15 protein-coding genes and 1 pseudogene are annotated in these 18,247 nt (G+C 72.1%); 10 read left to right on the top strand and 6 right to left on the bottom strand.

Annotated elements, in window-relative coordinates; genetic code table 11:
• Positions 1-290 precede the first annotated feature (290 nt).
• Positions 291-1,946, top strand: a complete 1,656-nt coding sequence (locus ACZ6O2_RS31325) for a DUF423 domain-containing protein (RefSeq protein ID WP_466025432.1) — start codon at positions 291-293, stop codon at positions 1,944-1,946.
• A gap of 123 nt (positions 1,947-2,069) precedes the next feature.
• Here the strand turns inward: ACZ6O2_RS31325 and ACZ6O2_RS31320 are convergent, their stop codons facing one another.
• The 5 genes and pseudogenes from ACZ6O2_RS31320 to ACZ6O2_RS31300 form a co-directional block, all read right to left on the bottom strand.
• A complete protein-coding gene (locus ACZ6O2_RS31320; RefSeq protein WP_350712350.1) occupies positions 2,070-2,279 on the bottom strand; it encodes a glycosyltransferase in 210 nt (69 codons plus the stop codon).
• A 230-nt stretch (positions 2,280-2,509) separates the two neighbouring features.
• Complete coding sequence (locus ACZ6O2_RS31315; protein WP_466025431.1) at positions 2,510-2,914, bottom strand: Rv0361 family membrane protein; 405 nt, start codon at positions 2,912-2,914, stop codon at positions 2,510-2,512.
• A 254-nt stretch (positions 2,915-3,168) separates the two neighbouring features.
• Positions 3,169-3,717 (bottom strand): TetR/AcrR family transcriptional regulator, encoded by a 549-nt coding sequence (locus ACZ6O2_RS31310; RefSeq protein WP_466025430.1) that lies wholly within the window; start codon positions 3,715-3,717, stop codon positions 3,169-3,171.
• A gap of 12 nt (positions 3,718-3,729) precedes the next feature.
• Positions 3,730-4,203, bottom strand: a complete 474-nt coding sequence (locus tag ACZ6O2_RS31305) for a hypothetical protein (RefSeq protein WP_466025429.1) — start codon at positions 4,201-4,203, stop codon at positions 3,730-3,732.
• A gap of 244 nt (positions 4,204-4,447) precedes the next feature.
• Positions 4,448-4,810, bottom strand: a pseudogene (locus ACZ6O2_RS31300) (MarR family transcriptional regulator); the annotation flags it as partial.
• 36 nt (positions 4,811-4,846) lie between these two features.
• Between ACZ6O2_RS31300 and ACZ6O2_RS31295 the strand changes: the two are divergent.
• Entirely contained in the window at positions 4,847-5,488 is a 642-nt protein-coding gene (locus ACZ6O2_RS31295) for a DedA family protein (RefSeq protein ID WP_466025428.1), read from the top strand.
• A gap of 149 nt (positions 5,489-5,637) precedes the next feature.
• Here the strand turns inward: ACZ6O2_RS31295 and ACZ6O2_RS31290 are convergent, their stop codons facing one another.
• A complete protein-coding gene (locus ACZ6O2_RS31290; RefSeq protein WP_466025427.1) occupies positions 5,638-6,150 on the bottom strand; it encodes a DinB family protein in 513 nt (170 codons plus the stop codon).
• 551 nt (positions 6,151-6,701) lie between these two features.
• Between ACZ6O2_RS31290 and ACZ6O2_RS31285 the strand changes: the two genes are divergently transcribed.
• The 8 genes from ACZ6O2_RS31285 to ACZ6O2_RS31250 all read left to right on the top strand — a co-directional run bounded on the left by ACZ6O2_RS31285 (position 6,702) and on the right by ACZ6O2_RS31250 (position 18,235).
• A complete protein-coding gene (locus tag ACZ6O2_RS31285; RefSeq protein ID WP_466025426.1) occupies positions 6,702-10,931 on the top strand; it encodes a non-ribosomal peptide synthetase in 4,230 nt (1,409 codons plus the stop codon).
• Between the two features lie 151 nt (positions 10,932-11,082).
• Positions 11,083-11,766 carry a class I SAM-dependent methyltransferase gene (locus tag ACZ6O2_RS31280; protein ID WP_357702258.1) on the top strand — a complete coding sequence of 228 codons (684 nt, stop codon included), beginning with the start codon at positions 11,083-11,085 and terminating at the stop codon, positions 11,764-11,766.
• Positions 11,763-13,211, top strand: coding sequence for a class I adenylate-forming enzyme family protein (locus tag ACZ6O2_RS31275; protein ID WP_466025425.1), 1,449 nt, complete (start codon positions 11,763-11,765; stop codon positions 13,209-13,211). Before ACZ6O2_RS31280 ends, ACZ6O2_RS31275 begins: the two co-directional genes overlap by 4 nt.
• Positions 13,211-14,011 (top strand): alpha/beta fold hydrolase, encoded by an 801-nt coding sequence (locus ACZ6O2_RS31270; RefSeq protein WP_466025424.1) that lies wholly within the window; start codon positions 13,211-13,213, stop codon positions 14,009-14,011. Before ACZ6O2_RS31275 ends, ACZ6O2_RS31270 begins: the two co-directional genes overlap by 1 nt.
• Entirely contained in the window at positions 14,008-15,006 is a 999-nt protein-coding gene (locus tag ACZ6O2_RS31265; RefSeq protein WP_350712340.1) for an ATP-grasp domain-containing protein, read from the top strand. Before ACZ6O2_RS31270 ends, ACZ6O2_RS31265 begins: the two co-directional genes overlap by 4 nt.
• On the top strand, positions 15,003-16,163 hold the full coding sequence (locus ACZ6O2_RS31260; protein ID WP_466025423.1) for an AMP-binding protein: 1,161 nt from the start codon (positions 15,003-15,005) through the stop codon (positions 16,161-16,163). The genes ACZ6O2_RS31265 and ACZ6O2_RS31260 overlap by 4 nt, the downstream gene beginning before the upstream one ends.
• The gene (locus tag ACZ6O2_RS31255; RefSeq protein WP_466025422.1) at positions 16,164-17,618 is read left to right on the top strand and encodes an MFS transporter; all 1,455 of its coding nucleotides are present in this window, start codon (positions 16,164-16,166) and stop codon (positions 17,616-17,618) included.
• On the top strand, positions 17,615-18,235 hold the full coding sequence (locus ACZ6O2_RS31250; protein WP_350712337.1) for a mycothiol-dependent nitroreductase Rv2466c family protein: 621 nt from the start codon (positions 17,615-17,617) through the stop codon (positions 18,233-18,235). Before ACZ6O2_RS31255 ends, ACZ6O2_RS31250 begins: the two co-directional genes overlap by 4 nt.
• Positions 18,236-18,247: the final 12 nt, after the last annotated feature.

The following is an 18,247-nucleotide window of genomic DNA, read 5'->3' as shown; positions in this document are numbered from 1 at the left end:
GCGATGCGTTCTTCCTCGTTGTAGACCGGCATGAGGATCGAGAGCTTCACGGGAATCTCCACGGTGGCGACAATACGTCGGCCCTAGCCTAACCTCGGCCACTTCGGGAGGGGGCGGCCGCGTCGTGGATCATGAAATAGGAAATGATTTCTGATCCGGAATGATCCGCGCTCTCATCCCAGTGATCAAGACTGCCATGAGCAGGACGGACGAGGTTTTCGGCACCAGCACCCGTCGCTGGCTGAGGCCGGGCTACCGGCCGCCAGCCGCCCGGATGCCATGATCGCAGCATGACCGCCACGGCACGCCAGGAACCGCGCGACCGCGCCCGGCCACGTGCGCCCTGGCGTCCCCGGCTGCCGGTGCTGCTCGCCCTGCTCGTCGGGCTGGCCGGGGTCGGGTACCGGCTGGCGCTGCTGCTCGCCGACGCCCCGCCCACCAACAGCGACGAGGCGACCATGGGGCTGGCCGCCCTGCATATCGCCCGCGGGGAGGAATTCCCGATCTGGTTCTACGGGCAGGCCTACATGGGCACGCTCGAGGCGTACCTGGCCGCGCCGCTGGTCGCGCTCACCGGGCCGTCGGTGCTTGCGCTGCGGCTGCCCACCCTCGCGCTGTACGCGTTGTTCCTCGCCCTGTCCTGGCGGCTCACCCGTCGGCTCGGCGGCGACCCCTGGTTCGCCCTGCTGGTCATCGGCTTCCTCGCGCTCGGCTCCGACCGGGTGGTCAAGAACCAGCTCATCGCTGGGGGCGGCTACCCCGAGATGAACCCGGCCGGGGTGGCGCTCGCCCTGCTCACCGTCGCACTGTGCGCCAACGGAGCGGGTCGGCGGCTGCCCCGCTGGGCGGCCTGGGCGCTGGTGTCCGGGCTGATGCTCTGGGTCGACCCGCTGCTGCTGCCGTACATCCTCGGGACCGGCACGGTGCTGGTGGTGTGGCGCCGGCGGGAACTGGCCGGTCGGGCGGGGCTGGTCGTGGCGGGCGCGCTGCTGCTGGGCGCGGCGCCGATGCTGGTGGACAGCCTCCGGCACGGCCGCAACCCGCTCGCCGCGGTCCTGACCGCCAGCGGCGGGGAGGCGACGGCAAGCTGGGGCGAGCGGCTCTACGGCGGCCTGGTGCTCGGGCCGCCGCTCGGGATGGGCTTCTGCTCGCCGAGCCACTGCGCCACCTGGCAGCTCTGGTGGGCGCTCGCGTTCCCGGTCCTGCTGCTCCTCGCCATTCTGTCCGCTTGGCGCATCCTCCGCGCAGCGCGGGGGTCGACAGCAGATTTCGAAGCCCTGCCAGTCGCGAGGAACGGTGACGGTCCACGCCCCGGCGGGGCCGCAGCGGGAGACGACCAGCGGGTGTCGGCGGCGGTGCGGCTGGCGCTGCTGGCCGGGGCCGCAGCGGTGCTCGCGGCGTACGTGGTGAGCAGCGCGGCCGGGCGGACCCCTGTGGAGAGCTCCCGCTACCTCTCCTGCCTGGCGGTCGCGGCCCCCGCTCTGCTCTGGCCGCTGTGGCGTGCGGCCCGTCGACGCTCCGGGGTCCTCCGCGTGGTGGCGCCTGCCGTACTGGCGGCCATCCTCGGCACGGCCGCGGTGGCGACCGTCGAGGCGATCCGTACCGTGCCGGCCACCCACGCCGAGGCCGAGCGGCATCGCGCGCTCGTCGACGCCCTCGTCGAGCTGGGCGTACGGCACGTGCGTGGTGGCTACTGGACCTGCAACCGGCTTACCTATGCCACCGGTGAGAACGTGGTCTGCGCGGTGGTCGACGACGAGTTGCGCCCCGGCTTCGACCGGTTGCCCGCATACCGCCGGACGGTGGCGGCCGAACCCGACGCAGCCTGGGTCGCGCCGGTCGGCTCGCCGTTGGCCGCCCGGCTCGACCAGCGGCTCGGTCCCGAACCAGGCGCGTTCGACGTGGTCACCGTCGCCAACTGGCGGGTGTACCTGCCCCGCCCCTGAGGTCACGCCCAGGCCGGTGCACTTCTTCGTGGTCTGAATGCTGCCGGCGGCAGCTACGGCAACAGAAACACATAGCGCCACGACCACGCGTGTGCGTATCGCTGAATCAGTTCCTATTGCCACTCAAAGGAGCGCGGCGAAGTGGCGCGCCCCAATACCCAATTGAAGCCAGGCGCTGGCGTACGACCTGAGGACCACAAGTGGGGTACCTGCGGCCGTGGCTTCCAGTGTGACGAGGCGGACCGTGTCGGCGTGCGAGGGCACGATCACGGCGTTTGCGCCGGCGAGCCAGGCCGGGACCTCGTGCCAGGTGAGACCCGGCAGGAGAGTCACGCCGGGGCGTCTCGGCGGCCAGGGCTCGGCCTGCGGCGTACCTGTTCCTGGCTGCCGGCGGTCAGCTCGAACGGCGCGTCGGCGAGCGCGACCTCGATGGCCCGGTCGAGGTCGGGGATCAGGTCGAGTAGTTCAGCGACGCCATTCTCCGGCCCTGGGCGGGCGAGGACGCGGACGCAGCTTTGACCTCGGGAAGGAGCGACCGCATGTCGCGGCCGCGCCCTACCAACTCAGTCCCGCGTCTCGTCGACGTCGCAGACCTTCCAGTCGCCGTCCTCTTTGAGGAGGGTCATGGTGATGTTGCCGGTCCTGACCTCGCCGTCGTCGGTTCCGGTGAACTCCGCGGTCACGGTCGCCGAGTTCTCGCGCTCCCTGCTGGATGTGATCTCCCAGTCCAGCAGGCCTTCGTCGTCATCCCACGCGTTATCGTCATCGATTCTCTTCTGCTCGCTGGCGCAGATCACCGCCCGCAGGTCATCGACCTTTCTGTCCTGGATGGCGGTGAGGTACTTCTCCGCCACATCCTCGGCGTCGTCCTTGAACATGACCCGGTAACCGAAAACGCCAAAGCCGCAGCAGAGCAGGAGCAGCAATGCACCCGCCCCGGCGATCAGCCCATTCCTTGTGTTCTTCAAGATGATTATCGATCCATTGAGAGATACGGCATCGCCGGGAACAGCCCGGCGACGCCAGGCTAATAAGTAGGTCGGGCGACGCCAGGTCTGATGAGCTGTCCGGCTGTGGCCATGACCGCATTAGGACAGGCCGGGCCAGCGCTCGTGGCGACCACGCGTCGCCATCCGCTGCTCAGCGCATTTCTGTAGCGACGTGTGCCCTGCTGTCGTGCTCCGTCGATCAAGACGCACGCCGCCCGTCCGGCGGATCGTCGTCACCCGCGCCAGACTGCTCGCAGCACCGCCTCCACGTCCGCCGTCGATATGCTGCCCGGCTCAGCGAGCTCAGCGGCGTCCGCCGCCGCGAGGATCGCGCCGGTGGCTACACGGGTGAGGCGGCGATGCTGCGGGGACACGAGCCCGAGCGCGACCGCGTTCTCGAAGAAGGCGTTCACCCATTCGTCAAGCCCGCCGCCGGTGACGGTGGCGAGGGCCTGGCGGAGCTCTGGAGCCTCGGCGAGGAGTGCGGAAAGTTGCTCCGCGCCTGCCCGGAACTCGGCCCAGAACGCCGTGGGATCGGACTGCGTGGTCCAGTTGCCGAGCGCCGCAGCGACCTTCCTGATGGCGGCGGCGCGAACAGCGTCGATGAGGTCGGTCTTGCCGTCGAAGTAGTTGTATATCGCGGAGCGGGACAGGCCGGCTTCGTCGGCGATCTCATTGACCGACACGCCCGCGAGGCCGCGAATCGAGAGGTGTCGGGTGGCGACGGCGAGGATGCGCGCCTGCTCGTCGAGGGGCAGCCTGTGGAAGCGGGGAAGGGGCACGGGTGGGCCTTCCTAGGCGGTGACGGCGGCGGTCAACCGGCGCCCGATGAGAGCGGTGTGGCTCCAGTGCCAGGCCCAGACGGCGAGTGCGAGCACGCCCGACACCACGCCGACCGTTCCGGGAAGGAGCGAGGCGATCTGGAAGAGGCACCACGTTCCGCCGGCAACCGTCCATGCGCGGATGACGGAATCCGGTACGCGGCCGTCGCGGCGGAGGCTGCCGCCGAGGTCGGCGATGATGAAGAAGTCTTCGACGAAGTTGAACGGGATGGCGAACATCAACCAGACGGACCGTGGGGACCGCAGACGAGCTTCGGGAGCGACGCACTCTTGGAGCCGCTGCAGGTGACGGCAGTAGAGGGCGACAAGGCCGAAGAACACAGCGGTCGCCGCGATCCCGCCCGGAACGCCGAACGCCGCGACTTCCCCGAGGATGCCCGCGCCCCAGGAGGGCGCCCAGAGCGGCTGGGTCAGCAGGGCGATCACAGGGACGGTGAGAAGGACGGTGAGTAGGGACACGCCGCAAGCCTAGACGCGCGTGGACAGTGTGTCCACGCAAGGTGTCCACAGTGCTTCCCGGGCCGCCGCCTTCGGGTTCCGGGCGCTTGAAGAGCTGGCGGGCCGAGGCGAGCAGGAAGCAGGTGGTCTCGGCCGCGTGCGTGCGATTGGGGGCAGCTCGGGTTGACGGATCCGGCGCAGGCACGAATGGCCGTCGCCGTCGAGCGGCTGTCTATCCGTGGTCTGGACGTGGCGTGGCCGTGCCGCCCGAGGCCGTTTCGGGTTTCGTGTAGAGGATCTCGCGGGCCTGCTCTGCGGCGCGGCTGATGCTCTCGCCGACGAAGTCGACGAAGCGGGCGATGTTCTCCAGGCGGACGGCGGCCGGGGTGCCGGGGCCGAGAATGCTGACGCCCTGCCGGGCGTTCTCAGCGAGCTGAGCGTTGGCTCGGGCGGCGGGGATCATCGACTGGTACCAGACGTCGTCGTCGACGAGGTAGCGCTCGCGGCGGCGTTCGTCGCGTTCCCGGCGGACGAGGCCCTGGCTTTCGAGGAACGCGACCGCTTTGGAGACGGATGCCGGCCCGACCGCCCGGCGGCGCCGGAGGGGTTCTTGGCCGCAAATCAAGCCGGTGTGGGCGACAATCAGGGAGTGGACCGGGTGGTGGCGGTGCTTACCGGGTTACCGCCGGTCCTCGTCCTGGCCCTGGTGTTCGTGTTGCCCGCCCTGGAGTCCTCGACCCTGCTCGGGCTGGTGGTACCGGGCGAGACGGCGATCCTGGTCGGGGGGCTCGTGGCGCACGCCGGTGAGCTGCCGCTGTGGGCGGTGGTCGTCGCCGGGACGGTTGGGGCGTGCCTGGGTGACCAGGTCGGCTACGCGCTGGGCCGACGGTACGGCCCGGGGATGCTTGCCCGAGCCTCCGGGTCGGCGCGCGGGCGCGCCGACGTCCGGCGTGCCCGCCGCCTGATCGCCCGGCGCGGTGCGTGGGCGGTGGTGGTGGGCCGGTGGGTGGCGGTCCTGCGGGCCGTGGTGCCGATGGTCGCCGGCGCCGGCGGGATGCCGTGGCCGCCGTTCGTGCGGGCGAACCTGGCCGGCGGGCTGGTGTGGGCGACGACCGTGGCGCTGCTCGGCTACCTGGGCGCGGCCTCATACCATCGCCTGGAGCGTGAGCTGGGGATCGGCGAGTGGGCCCTGCTGGCCGTGATCGCCGCCGGCGTGGTGCTGTACGTGTGGCGGCGGCACCGTCGGGTCCGGCAGGGTTGGGCCGACCGCTGACGGGGCGCCAATCGTCCGCAGGGGTGCCCACGGCCGGGCTGCCCGGACGGCGGGCACCGACCTGTTGCGTGAACACGGATCCAATCGGACCGAGGTGACCGGCAAGCGTGGCTGGCGTGGCTGGCGTACCAAGCCAGCCGGAGGTCTGACTACTCGCCGGCCTGCCCGTCGATGCTTTCGCGCAGCAGGTCCAGGTGGCCGCAGTGGCGCGCGGTCTCCTGGATCATGTGCGCGAGCGCGTACCGTAGCGTGAAGGAAACGTCGGCGGCCCGGGCGCGGTCGTCGAGGGCCGCGCCCGCTACGACTGCGGAGGACCGCGCGCACTCGGCCCGGTACGCCTCGACGATCTCAGCCAGCGAGTCCTCGGGGGCGAGAGCGAACGCACCGGGCTCGTCGTCGGTCCACGGCGGGGGCAACTCGTGACCGGCGAAGTCGATGCTGAACCAGTACCGTTCCACCCCGGTCAGGTGCTTGACCAGCCCAGCGGGGGTGAGCCCGGACGCGAGCACCGGCCGACCGGACGCCTGCTCGTCGGTGAGCCCGGCGACCTTGTTCACGACCGAGGCACGCAGGAAGTCAAGCAGGCCGGACAGGATCTCGCGTTCGCCTCCGTCCTCCGGAGGGCGGATGCGGGCCACGGGCGCGACGGATACGTTGGTCATCGGGGCACCGTAGTGTCGGACACCGACACTTTCGGGCGTCGGGACATCCAGGCCCCTTCGACAGCCGCCGTCGCGCACCGGCGTAGCTGAGGGGCTTTCGTCCTTCCGGAGCGGCGACACGCCCAGCTCGCCTGCCTGCTCAACGACCTTCCACCTCCCCCTGTCGGCACTCATCGGGCTGCCGTGGCGGTTCGGTCGCGCATTATGCGCTACACGGGATTCCTTCGCCACCCCGGCCCGCCAGCGCCGCTGCCGGGTAGGTGACATTCCCACGCCATCGTCAGGCGTCAGTGACACAGTGATTACCCGCGGATCCGGTGCCGGCCTGCGAATTTGCGTATCAATCGCGCCCGTCCTGACGCTCGGTGAACGCCGAAAATAGTGCTGTGATCCAGATCACTGATCATCCTGAGTGTTCGGGTCGACTTGGTCAACTACAGTCGGGAATCGCAAATCCGGTTTCTGATGAGCTGTTGTCCGGCATGGTGTCGGACGGAAATCATTGGGGGGATTGCCGAATGCCTGTGTTCCCACGGGGGGAAGCGGCTTTTTTGTCAAGTATTCGGAACGGGCAGTCAAATCCACCGTCGCTCGACGAACAATCAAGAGCGGTAATCAAGGCGTGCATCGCCGAACTCGTCGCGCTGCTCGGCGAGGACGCGTCCACGGGCGGGTCCGCCCCGGATGGCGCGCTCGCCGGCGGCCCGACCCACCTGCCGCTCACCGACCTCCAGCAGGCGTATCTCATCGGTGAGCAGGGGGTCGCGGGCCATGCATCGCCGGCTCTCTACATCCAGGAGTATGCGTTCCCCGCCGTCACGCCGCCCGACCCGGAGCGTTTCGCCGATGCTCTCGGCCGGCTGCGGCAGGTGCGTCCCGTGCTCCGTACGCGCGTGATGCCGGAGGCCACGCAGCATTTCGCCCCAATAGCCGACGACCGGCCGGAATTGCTCGTGGACGTGCGCGATCTGTCGGCCTGCCGCATCGACGAAGTGCCCGGAAAACTGGAGCAACTGCGCCGCGAAATTGTGTCGGACATGCCGCCGCACGACGCCGGTCGACCCTTCCTTTTCCGATTCGTCCGACTGCCCGACGGCGGGACAAATCTGCAGGTCGCGCTACGACTGACGGTGTTCGACGGAGCCACGATCCAGTTGTTCTTCGCCGAGCTGGCCCGTTGTTACGTCGATCCCTCCCATCGGCCCGCGCCGGAGGCGGAGAGTTTCGCGGATTACCTCGTCGAGCAGGAACGCCGCAGGTCGCTGCCGGCCCGCCGGACGGCCGAGCGGTACTGGCGGTCCCGCCTGGACAGCCTGCCGCCCGCCCCCGATCTGCCGCGTGCCCTGGACACGCAGGCCGCCGAGCCCGACCGGGACGTGCCGCTGCACCGCGTGGCACACCAGCTAGACGTGGACGACTGGAAGCGGTTCCGACACCACGCCGCCGAGCAGGGGGTGTCGGCCGGCCTGGCGCTCTTCGCCCTCTACGTCGAGTGTCTGCTGCGCTGGTCCGGTGGTCAGTCCGGCACGGTGTCGGTGCTGTCCTCGGACCGGGTGACCGGCGCGCCGGGCCGGGAACGGATGTGGGGCAACGCCGCCAGCACGCTGCTGGTGACGTACGACGACATGCCCGGCTCCTTCGTCGAGCGGTGCCAGGCGCTGCAGAAGCAGTTGTACGACGACCTCGACGCGGGCGAGTTCTCCGGGGTCGCGGTCGGCCGGGAGCTCAACCGGCGCGACGGCAGCGTCGGCAACCCGGTGCCGGTGGTGTTCAGCAGCGGCCTCGACCTGGTGCCCGGCATCTCCGACGGCTTCCGGCTCGCGTTGCCGGCCGCCACGCTGGCGCACAGCGCCATCGCCACCCCCGAGGTACTCCTCGACCACCAGGTCTTCGAGTTCGACGGCGCGCTGGTCTGCAACTTCGACCACGACCGGTCGTCGTACCCGCCGGGCCTCGTCGACGACCTCGCCGAATACCACCGGCACCGGTTGCGGCAGCTCGCCGCGAACGCCGACGCGTGGACCGTGGCGGGCCCGCAGCCACTGCCCGACCGGCAGCTCGCCGACCGCCGGCGGGCGAACCGCACCGAGGCGCCCGGCCTGGCGGGCGAGCTGCACGAGGCGGCCGTCGACCAGATGCGCTGCCGGCCGGACGCCGTCGCGGTCGTCGACGCCGAGCGGAGCCTGACCTACGGCGAGCTCGACCGCCTGTCGGCGGCGCTGGCGGTCCGGCTGCGGGACGCGGGTGTGGGCGCGGATCCGGGACGCACCGACCTGGTCGCCGTGCGGGTGCCCAAGTCGTGGCAGCAGCCGGTCGCCGTGCTCGGCGTCCTGCGGGCGGGCGGCGCGTACCTGCCGGTCGGTCCGACCTGGCCAGAGGCGCGGGTCGGCGAGGTGCTGCGGCAGAGCGGCGCGACCGCGGTCGTCGCCGTCGACGCCGCGCCGCTCGACGGGCTGCCCGACCTGCCCGTCGTCGCGGTGCCGACGGACGGCGGCACCGGCCCCGGCGGCACCGCCCCCGACGGCCTGGGCGGCGACCTGCGGCGCACCGCCTACGTCATCTACACCTCCGGCTCCACCGGCGCCCCGAAGGGCGTGGTGATCTCCCACGGGGCGGCGACCAACACCCTGCGGGACCTGACGCGACGGCTGGCCCTGACGTCGGCCGACCGGGTGCTCGCGGTGTCCTCGCTCGCGTTCGACCTGTCGGTCTTCGACATCTTCGCCGTCCTGGGCGCCGGTGGCACGGTGGTCGTGCCCGCCCACAGCGACGTGCCCGACCCGGAGCAGTGGGGGGAGCTGTGCCGACAGCACGGCATCACGCTCTGGAACTCGGTGCCCGCCCTGTTCTCCGTCACGCTGGAATACCTGGCCGGCCGGGCGCCGGAGATGCTGCGCGCGCTGCGGCTCGTCATGCTCAGCGGCGACTGGGTGCCGCTGCCGCTGCTCGACCGGATCGCGGAGGCGTGCCCCACGGCGCGGGTCATGGCCGCCGGCGGGGCGACCGAGGCGTCCATCTGGTCCAACTACTTCTGGACGGAGGACCTGACGGCGGGCTGGTCGAGCGTCCCGTACGGCCATCCGCTGGCCAACCAGACCATGCACGTGCTGGACCGGCAGCTCGCCGACGCGCCGGCGTGGGTGCCCGGCGACCTCTACATCGGCGGGGTCGGGGTGGCCGACGGCTACCGGAACGCGCCCGACCTGACCCGGGCGTCCTTCTCCGCCGACCCGGTGACCGGCGAGCGGCGGTACCGCACCGGGGACCGGGCGCGGTACTGGCCCGGCGGCATCCTGGAGTTCCTGGGCCGCCAGGACGACCAGGTGAAGGTGGGCGGGCACCGCATCGAGCTCGGCGAGATCGAGATCCGGCTGTCCGACCATCCCGACGTGCGCAAGGCGGTCGCGGTGGTGGCCGCCGGGCGGGGCGAGTCGTACCTGGCGGCGTTCGTCATCCCGGCACCGGGTTGCGCCGCTCCGGACCCGGCTGCGCTGCGGTCGCACCTCGCCGCCGAGCTGCCGTCGTACATGGTGCCCGCCGTCGTCACCGTGGTCGACACGGTGCCGCTGACGGCGAACGGCAAGGTCGACCGCAAGGCACTGGTCGCGCGGCTGGCCGCCGGTCCCGTCGTACGCGGAACGGACCAGGCGGTCGTCGCGCCGCGCACGGCGGACGAGGCCCGGCTGCTCAGCCTGTGGCAGGAACTGCTCGGCCCGGACGTACGCGGGGTCACGGACGACTTCTTCGCCCTCGGCGGCAACTCCCTGCTCGCGGTCCGGTTGTTCCACCGGATCAGGGCGAGCTTCGGCCGGACTCTGCCCCTGGCGTCACTGATGCGCAGCCGCACCGTCGCCGACCAGGCGGGCCTGCTGCGGGCCGAGCAGCACCCGCACGGCGGTACGCCGCTGGTGCGCATCAAGGACGGCGATCACGCCCGCACCCTGGTGCTGGTCCACCCGGTGGGCGGCGACGTGCTCTGCTACGAGCCGCTGGTCGAGGCGCTCGACCGGCACGCGATCACGGCCGGGGCCACCGTGTACGGGCTGCGGGCGGCCGGCCTGCAACCCGGCGAGGAGCCGCCGGCCGACATGACGGAGCTGGCCGGCCGGTACGGCGACGCCCTCTGCGACGTGCTGCCGGAGGGCGCGAACGTGCACCTCGTCGGCTGGTCGATGGGCGGCACCGTGTCGGCGCGCGTCGCCGGGCTGGTGGCGGAGCAGGGGCGGCGGGTCCGCTCGGTCACCGCGATCGACTCGTTCACGGGCCGGCCGGAGGCCGCGGCCGTGAGCCTCCGACAGCGGCTCGCCGGCTTCTTCACCGACCTGGCGCAGGGCGAGGACATCAGCGGCCACCTGCCCGCGGAGGTGCCCGCCGGCGAGCTGCCGGCGGCCCTGTGCGCCCTGCAGGACGCGCTGGTCCGGGCGGGTCTGCTCGCCGCGCCGCTCGACGCCGACGACCTGGGGCGGCTGTTCGGCGTCTACCGCCGCAACTCCGAGATCCTGGAGGGACACCGGCCGGGCGCGCCGCACGAGCGGCTCCTGCTGCTGCGGGCGCGGGAGACCCGGCGCGACGCCTTCCCCGGCCTGGTGCCGCTCGACGAGATCCTGCCGGGCGCCGCCGACCCGCACCTGGTCGACGGGACCCACTACTCGGTCATGCGCCCCGGTCGGGTCGCCGAGGTCGCCGCCCTCGTCGCGGCGCACATCGCCGCGGCGGAGGAGCCGCGGCCCGACGAACCTGACGCCGAGCCGTACTACCTGCGCGGAAAGCTCTGGTGCTGACCCGGCCCGTCACGGCCCTCCGACGACAGCCCGGCGGCGTGCCTCACCGGAACACCGACGAGGCAGGCGCGGCACCCGGACGCAGGGCGGCCGGACACCACCTGGCCGACCTTGACCAACTGTTCAGCTCACGAAGCGAAGGGACCACGCGATGACCAGGACCGACAGCAAACCCGAGATCTGGAACTCCGGCACGTTCGACGTGATGCGGCGCAAGCTCATCCCCTCCTTCGACCTCATCTACGCCAGCGCGGTGCACGCGGTCGTCGAGACCGTCCCGGAGACGGCCCGCGTCCTCGACCTCGGCGCCGGCACCGGACTGCTCGGCGGCGCCGTCCTGGAGCAGCTCCCGCAGGCCGAGCTGACCCTGGTCGACCACTCGGACGCGATGCTCGCCAAGGCGCGGGAGCGGTTCGCCGGCAACCCCCGCGTCACGGTGCTGGTGTGCGACATGAAGGACCCGCTGCCGGCCGGCCCCTTCGACGCGGTCGTCTCCGGCCTGGCGATCCACCACCTCACCCACGAGGACAAGCAGGACCTCTTCCAGCGCATCCGCGAGGTGCTCACCCCGCAGGGCGTGTTCGTCAACGTCGAGCAGCTGGCCGGTCCGAACCCGCAGGTCGAGGCGATGTACGACTTCCAGCACGAGGCGCACGTGCAGCGCGCGGAGTGCCCGCCCGACGAGTGGGCCGCGGGCCGCGAGCGGATGAAGCTCGACATCTGCGCCACGCTGGAGGACCAGCTGGAGTGGCTGCGCAAGGCCGGATTCGGGCAGGTCGACTGCCTGGCCAAGGACTGGCGCTTCGGCACCTACGCGGCGTGGGTGGCGGCATGACCGCGGTGCTCTGCCAGGCGGTGGCCGACGTCGCGGCGCGCCGCCCGGACCATGTGGCCGTCGTCGACGTCGACGGCAGCCAGATCCGCTACCGGGAGCTGGTCGCGCTCGGCGAGCGGCTCGCCGCCGGGCTGTACGCCAGGGGGGTCCGGGCCGGCGACACGGTCGCCTTCGCCCTGCCCAACAGCGTCCGCTACGTCGCGCTGATCATGGCCGTCGCCCGGGTCGGCGCCCGGTACGTGCCGCTGATGCGCAACTTCACCGCCGCCGACACGGAACGGGCCGTCGGGCAGGCGCGGCCGGTGCTCCTGGTCGCCGGGCGGGAGCACCACGTCGCCCCGGGGACGGTGCCGGTCGTGTCGCTGGACGACCTCGACACCGACGCGCCGCCGGCGCCCGACGAGCCCCACGCCGGCCTGTTCCGCCAGCTGTGGACCTCCGGCTCCACCGGCTTCCCCAAGATGATGGTGTGGCGGCAGGACAAGTTCGTCGCCGAGCGCCGGCGCTGGCTCGCCGACACCGGCATCGTGGCCGACGACGTCTTCTACTGCCGGCACCCGTTGGACGTCGCGCACGCCACCGACCTGCACGTCTTCGCCGCCCTGCTCAGCGGCGCCCGGCTGGTGCTGGCCGACCCGGACGACTCGCCGCAGGCGTACCTCGACCGGTTGCAGCGGGAGCGGGCGACGGTGATGAGCGCGCTGCCCGCGCACTACGAGATGCTCGTGCGGGCCGGCGCCGACGCACAGGTGGACCTGTCGAGGTTGCGTCGCCCGCTCTGCGGCGGCGCCTACCTCAGCCCGGACGTGGTGCGCGCCGCCGCGGACAAGTTGGGCGTCCACATCCGGCAGATCTACGGTTCGACCGAGTTCGGCCTCGCCCTGGGCAACATGGCCGAGGAGTTGCAGACGAGCGGGGCAATGCCGCCCGTACGCGGCGTCGGCGCCCGGCTCGCGCCGCTGGTGGACGAGCACACGGGCATCGGCGAGCTGGTGCTGCGCTCCGACTGCACCAGCGAGGGCTACCTCTTCGCCGACGCGGCGAACGCGCGCACGTTCCGGGACGGGGAGTTCTGGACGGGCGACGTGGCGCAGGAGGTCGGCGACGGCGCGTTCCGGATCATCGGCCGGGTCTCGGAGGTGCTGTCCACGCCGGACGGACCGGTGCTGGCTCCCGTGCTGGACGCCGAGTGCCGCGCGGCCAGTCCCGGCACGCAGGTGGTGAGCCTGCCGCTCGATCCGGGTGAGCTGACCGACCGGGTGCTCGTCGCGGTCCGCCCGGGCCCCGGCGTCGCTGCCGAGGATGCGGTCCGGCAGGTCACCGCCGTCCTGGCCGGGCACCGGCTGGCGGCGACGGTGCGCCTCGTGGACGAGATCCCGCACACGCCGGTGGGCAAGATCGACAAGCCTGCCCTGCGCCGCCAGTTCGAGCTGGTGAGCCGGTGATGCGCGCCGAGATCCACGGCGCCGGGCCGACCCTCGTCCTCGTCCCGGGCCTCGCCGCCAGCCGACACTTCTTCGACACCACCGTGGCGGACCTCGGCCGCGACCACCGGGTGGTGACCCTCGACCTGCCGGGGCACGGCGACGCGCCCGCCCCGGCGCAGCCGCCCACCCTGTCCGACTGCGCCGCCGCGCTGCACGAGGTCGTCGAGGGCCTCGGCTCCGACGACGTGACGCTGCTGGGCTGGTCACTGGGCGCGACCGTCGCCTGGACCTACCTGGAGACGTTCGGCACCCGGCGGGTCCGCCGGTTGATCAGCGTGGAGCAGACGCCGTGGCTGCTCGCCGACGACGGCTGGCCGTACGCGGCGTTCGGCTCCCTCGACCGGGCCGGGGCCACGGCGCTGCTCGGCGACGTGCGCGGCGACTGCGGTGCGTTCGCCGAGAACCTGGTCCGCGGTTCCTTCGCCGTCGACGGTCCCGCCCCGGCCCCGGCGCTCGTCGCGGACCTCGTCCGGCAGGCCCGTGGCGCCGACGCCGACGCCGTCGCCGGCCTGCTCTCCGACGTGCTCACGCAGGACTGGCGGGAGCGGGTGACCGCCCTGCGGCTGCCCACCCTGCTCGTCCACGGCCGCCGCAGCGCGGTCTACCCGCCGGAGGTCGGCAACTGGCTGGCCAAGGCCATGCCGGACGCCCGCGTGGAGTTCCTCGACCACTCCGGTCACCTGTGTTTCCTCGAGGAGCCCGAGGCGTTCGCCGCCGCTGTCCGCGGTTTCCTGACCAGTGAGGAGAAGCAATCATGACGCCCGCCCCCACCCAGCTGGCCCGCCGGCTCTGCTGGATCTACCCCGACCGCGGCACGGTACGCCAGCGGGCGGCGGAAGCAGCCGCCATCTGGACGACCTACACGGAGATCGCCAAGGACTGCGGCCTCGCCATGTCCCTGCACAAGGCGGAGGCGCTGGCGGTCGAGGCCGTCGGCGACGAGCCCCGGGTGTTCCTCGACGGCGAGCGGATCACCCCGGAGGACACCATCCTGGTCACCTCGCTGTGGTCGCTGCCGCACCAGGTGCAGGAGGTCTGCAACCAGCTGTTCGCGTACTCGATCGTCGAGCAGGCGGGCTTCTACCTGCCCATCCATCCGCGCATGTCGTACATCACGACGGACAAGATGGCCACGATGCTGTACCTGCGGGACTGCCCCGTCCCGCGGGTGCCCACCGTGCGCATCGGCACCGGCCGCGACTCGATCAGCCGGCACTACGAGCCGGTGCTGGAGAAGCTCGACTTCCCCATGCTGGTCAAGCCCGCGTACTGGGGCATGGGCCAGGGCGTCTGCCTCGCCAACAACGAGCACGAGCTGCGCGGGCTGATCGGCCTGGCCGGCGGCGCCGACACGGCCGTGGTCGTCCAGCCCTACCTGGGCACCGGCGTCAACGACTTCCGGGTGTACGTCATCGACGGCAAGGCGCACACCGTGCTGCGCCGGATCCCGCAGGGGGAGTCGCTGACCGCGAACCTGGTCAACGGGGGGCGGCTGGAGTACCCGCCGCTGCCGGAGGAGCTGGAGAGCTCGATCGACTACATCGCCGAGAAGCTCCAGATGCCGTACTTCGCGGCCGACTTCCTCTGGGACGGCAACCAGTTCTGGCTGTCCGAGGTGGAACCGGACGGCGCGGTCGGGTACGCCACCACCGAGGAGATCGCCAAGATCCAGCGACCGGTGATCGAGTCGCGGTTCCGCGCGTACATCGCGGCGCACGCCGCGTGGATCGCCCGCGAGGGAGGCGCGGCATGACCGCGACGATCGGGAACCTGCCCTGGGCGGACGTGCTGGCCCAGGCGCGCGGCCTGGACGGGCGCGGCGGCGCGCCGGTGCCGCCGGACGCCGCCGCCCTGTCCGACCTGGCGGTGAGCGGCCCGGCGGAGATCGTGGCGGTGACCCGGGAGCTGGCCCGGGAGACGGGCAGCGCGCTGATGTCCAGCGGCGGCACCACCGGCAAGCCGAAGCTCACCTACGTGCCGTACCACCAGGCGGTGGAACGGGTGCTGCGGGAGTGGCGGCCGCTGCGGCCCGACAACGTGCTGCTCAACCTCTTCAACCCGGGCCGGCTGTGGGCGTCGCACTACTACATCCACGCCCTCGCCGAGCGGTCGCGGTGCACGGTGCTGCCGTCCGGGGCCTACGCGCCCGAGGACGTGGGCAACTGGGTCCCGATGTTCCGCGAGATCGGCCTCGACGCGCTCACCGGCACCCCGAGCGCGCTGGCCGACTTCGCGGAGGGCCTGATCGCGGCGAACGAGACGCTGCCGATCCGCACCATCATCTGGCTGGCCGAGCCGTGGACCGACGCCAAGCACCGGGTCGTCCAGAAGGCGTTCCCGGAGGCGGAGTACTGGGCCAACTACGGCTCGGTGGAGACGTACATCATCGCCACCAACACCCCCGCGTGCGACCTGCAGACCCTGCACGTCATGCCCGACCAGATGCTCGAGCTGGAGGAGGAGGGCGCGCTGCTGACCCGGCGTGGCACGGGCTGGACGATGCCGGCGGTGCGTTACCGTCTCGGTGACCGGCTGGCGTCCGCCGAGTGCCGGTGCGGTCGTCCCGACGGCCTGCGGGTCCTGGGGCGGGCGGACGACGCGGTGAGCCTGCGCAGTGCCCTGTTCAGCGTCGGTGAGGTGGTTTCGTCCGCGCGCACCCTGCCCGGCGTCGAGGAGGCCCAGCTCGTCCTGACCCGCGACACCGAGTCGCCGAGGGCCGCCACCGCGCTGACGCTGGAGTATTCCGGGGGCGCCGACGCCGAGGACGTACTGGCTCACCTGACCGCCCAGTTCTACCACCTGGCGGCGGTGCACCGGCAGGTTCCGGGGGCGATCACCGTCCGCCGGGTCGACAAGGTGAGTCGCGTCGAGCGCACCAACAAGGTGCCGCCCGCAATCTGGAGGCAGTGAGTGACGTCCGAAGCCCTGCAGCAGGAGGCCGCCGCCCGTGGGGGATGGCGGGAGAATCCGTGGGTCAGTCTCGTGGTGCTGGCCCTCGGGTTCTTCCTGACGATGCTCGACGTGTCCATCGTCAACATCGCCATCCCCGACATCCGCGCGGACTTCGGCGCCTCGCTGCCGACGGTGCTGTGGTCGGTCAACGCGTACGTGCTGGTGGTGGCCGTACTGCTGATCACCGCCGGCCGGCTCGGTGACCTCTTCGGTCCGCGCCGGCTGTTCGTCGTGGGTATCGCCGTCTTCACGGTGTTCAGCCTGCTCTGTGGGCTGGCCCAGAGCCCGGGCCAGCTGATCGCGGCCCGGGCCGTGCAGGGCCTCGGCGCGGCGCTTCTGCTGCCGCAGACGATGGCCATGATCGTGAGCCTGTTCCCGCCCACCCGGCGGGGCCTGGCCATGGGCATCTGGGGTGCGGTCGGCGGCGTGGCGGCCGTCGCGGGCCCGTCCGTCGGCGGCCTGCTGGTCACCACCCTCGACTGGCGGTGGATCTTCCTGGTCAACGTGCCGATCGGTGTCGCGGCGGTGGTCCTGGCCCTCGTCGCCGTGCCGGACCTGCGCTTCGACCGCCGGCACCGGCTCGACATCGGCGGCATCGTGCTGGCCTCCGCCGCCCTGTTCTGCCTGGCCTTCCCGCTCATGGAGGGGGAACGGTTCGACTGGGCGCCGTGGACGCTGGTCATGATCGCGGCGGCGGTCGCCCTCGGACTGGCGTTCGTCTGGCACGAGCGCGGTCGGCAGGACCGGGAACCCCTGGTGCCGTTCGTGCTCCTCGGCATCCGCTCGTACTCCACGATGGTCGTCGTGGCCGCGGCGGTCTCCTTCGGGATCATCGGCTTCATGCTGCTGATGACCCTGTTCTTCCAGTCGGTACTGGGCTTCTCCGCCCTGGCCGCGGGCCTGGCGCTGGCGCCCCCGGCGCTGATCTCCACCCTGCTCGCGCCGTTCGCCGGGAAGATCACCGACCGGCTCGACGGCCGGGTGGTCCTGCTCGGCGGCCTGCTGTTCACCGTCGCCGGCATGGGCTGGGCCGCCGCGGTGATGCGGCTCGACGCGGCCTGGCTGACCTTCCTCGGCCCGATGGTGGTGATCGGGCTGGGCAACGGGCTGCTGATCGCGCCGATGGCCGCGGTGGCGATGCGCGAGGTGCAGCCGGCCCTGGCCGGCGCCGCGTCGGGCCTGCTGAACACCGTCCGCCAGCTCGGGCCGGTCGCGGCGGTCACGCTGGTGGGCCTGCTGCTGGCGCAGCGGTTGTCGGCGTGGGCGGACGGCGCCGCGCCGGTGGACCGGTACGCGGAGGCGCTGCGGCTGGGGATGGTGCTGCCGGTGGCGGCGATCCTCGTCGGCGTCCTCGCCTGCCTGCCCGGCGCGCTGCGCGCGATCCGTGGGACCTCAGGAGGAGGATCGGCATGAAGGTGGGCTTCTGGTTCGACCCGCTCTGCCCCTGGGCGTGGATCTCGTCGCAGTGGCTGGTGCAGGTGCAGCAGGTCCGCGGGATCGAGCCGTGCTGGGACCTGATGAGCCAGGCGATCCTCTACGAGAACCAGGACCTGACGCCGGAGCAGCGGGACACGGTGCGGGAGATGATCAAGCCGCTCCGGGTGCTGGCCGCCGCCGAGCAGCGCTACGACGGCGAGGCCGTGCCGCTGCTGTACGCGGCGCTGGGCGTGCGGTTCCACGACCGGGGCCTGCGTCATCGCCTGGACGTGCTGCCGGAGACGGTGGGCGACGCGCTGCGGGCCGCCGGCCTCGACCCCGCGCTCGCGGCGGCGATGGAGAGCACCGAGTTCGACGGGCGGATCCGCCAGTCGCACGAGGAGGCGGTCAGCCGGGTGGGGCCCGACGCGGGGACCCCGGTCGTCGAGGTGGACGGGCCGGACGGGCGCGTCGCGTTCTTCGGCCCGGTGGTGTCGCCCGCCCCGCGCGGCGAGGCCGCCGGCCGCCTCTGGGACGGGCTGGTCCTGATCGCCGGTACGCCCGGCTTCTCCGAGCTGAAGCGCTCCCGCACCCAGGGGCCGATCTTCGACTGACCCCTTTTCGCT

This window comes from Micromonospora sp. NPDC048040, assembly GCF_055587185.1.
The sequence above is the reverse complement of the archived record's forward strand: the minus strand, read 5'-3'. Positions and strand labels throughout refer to the sequence as shown.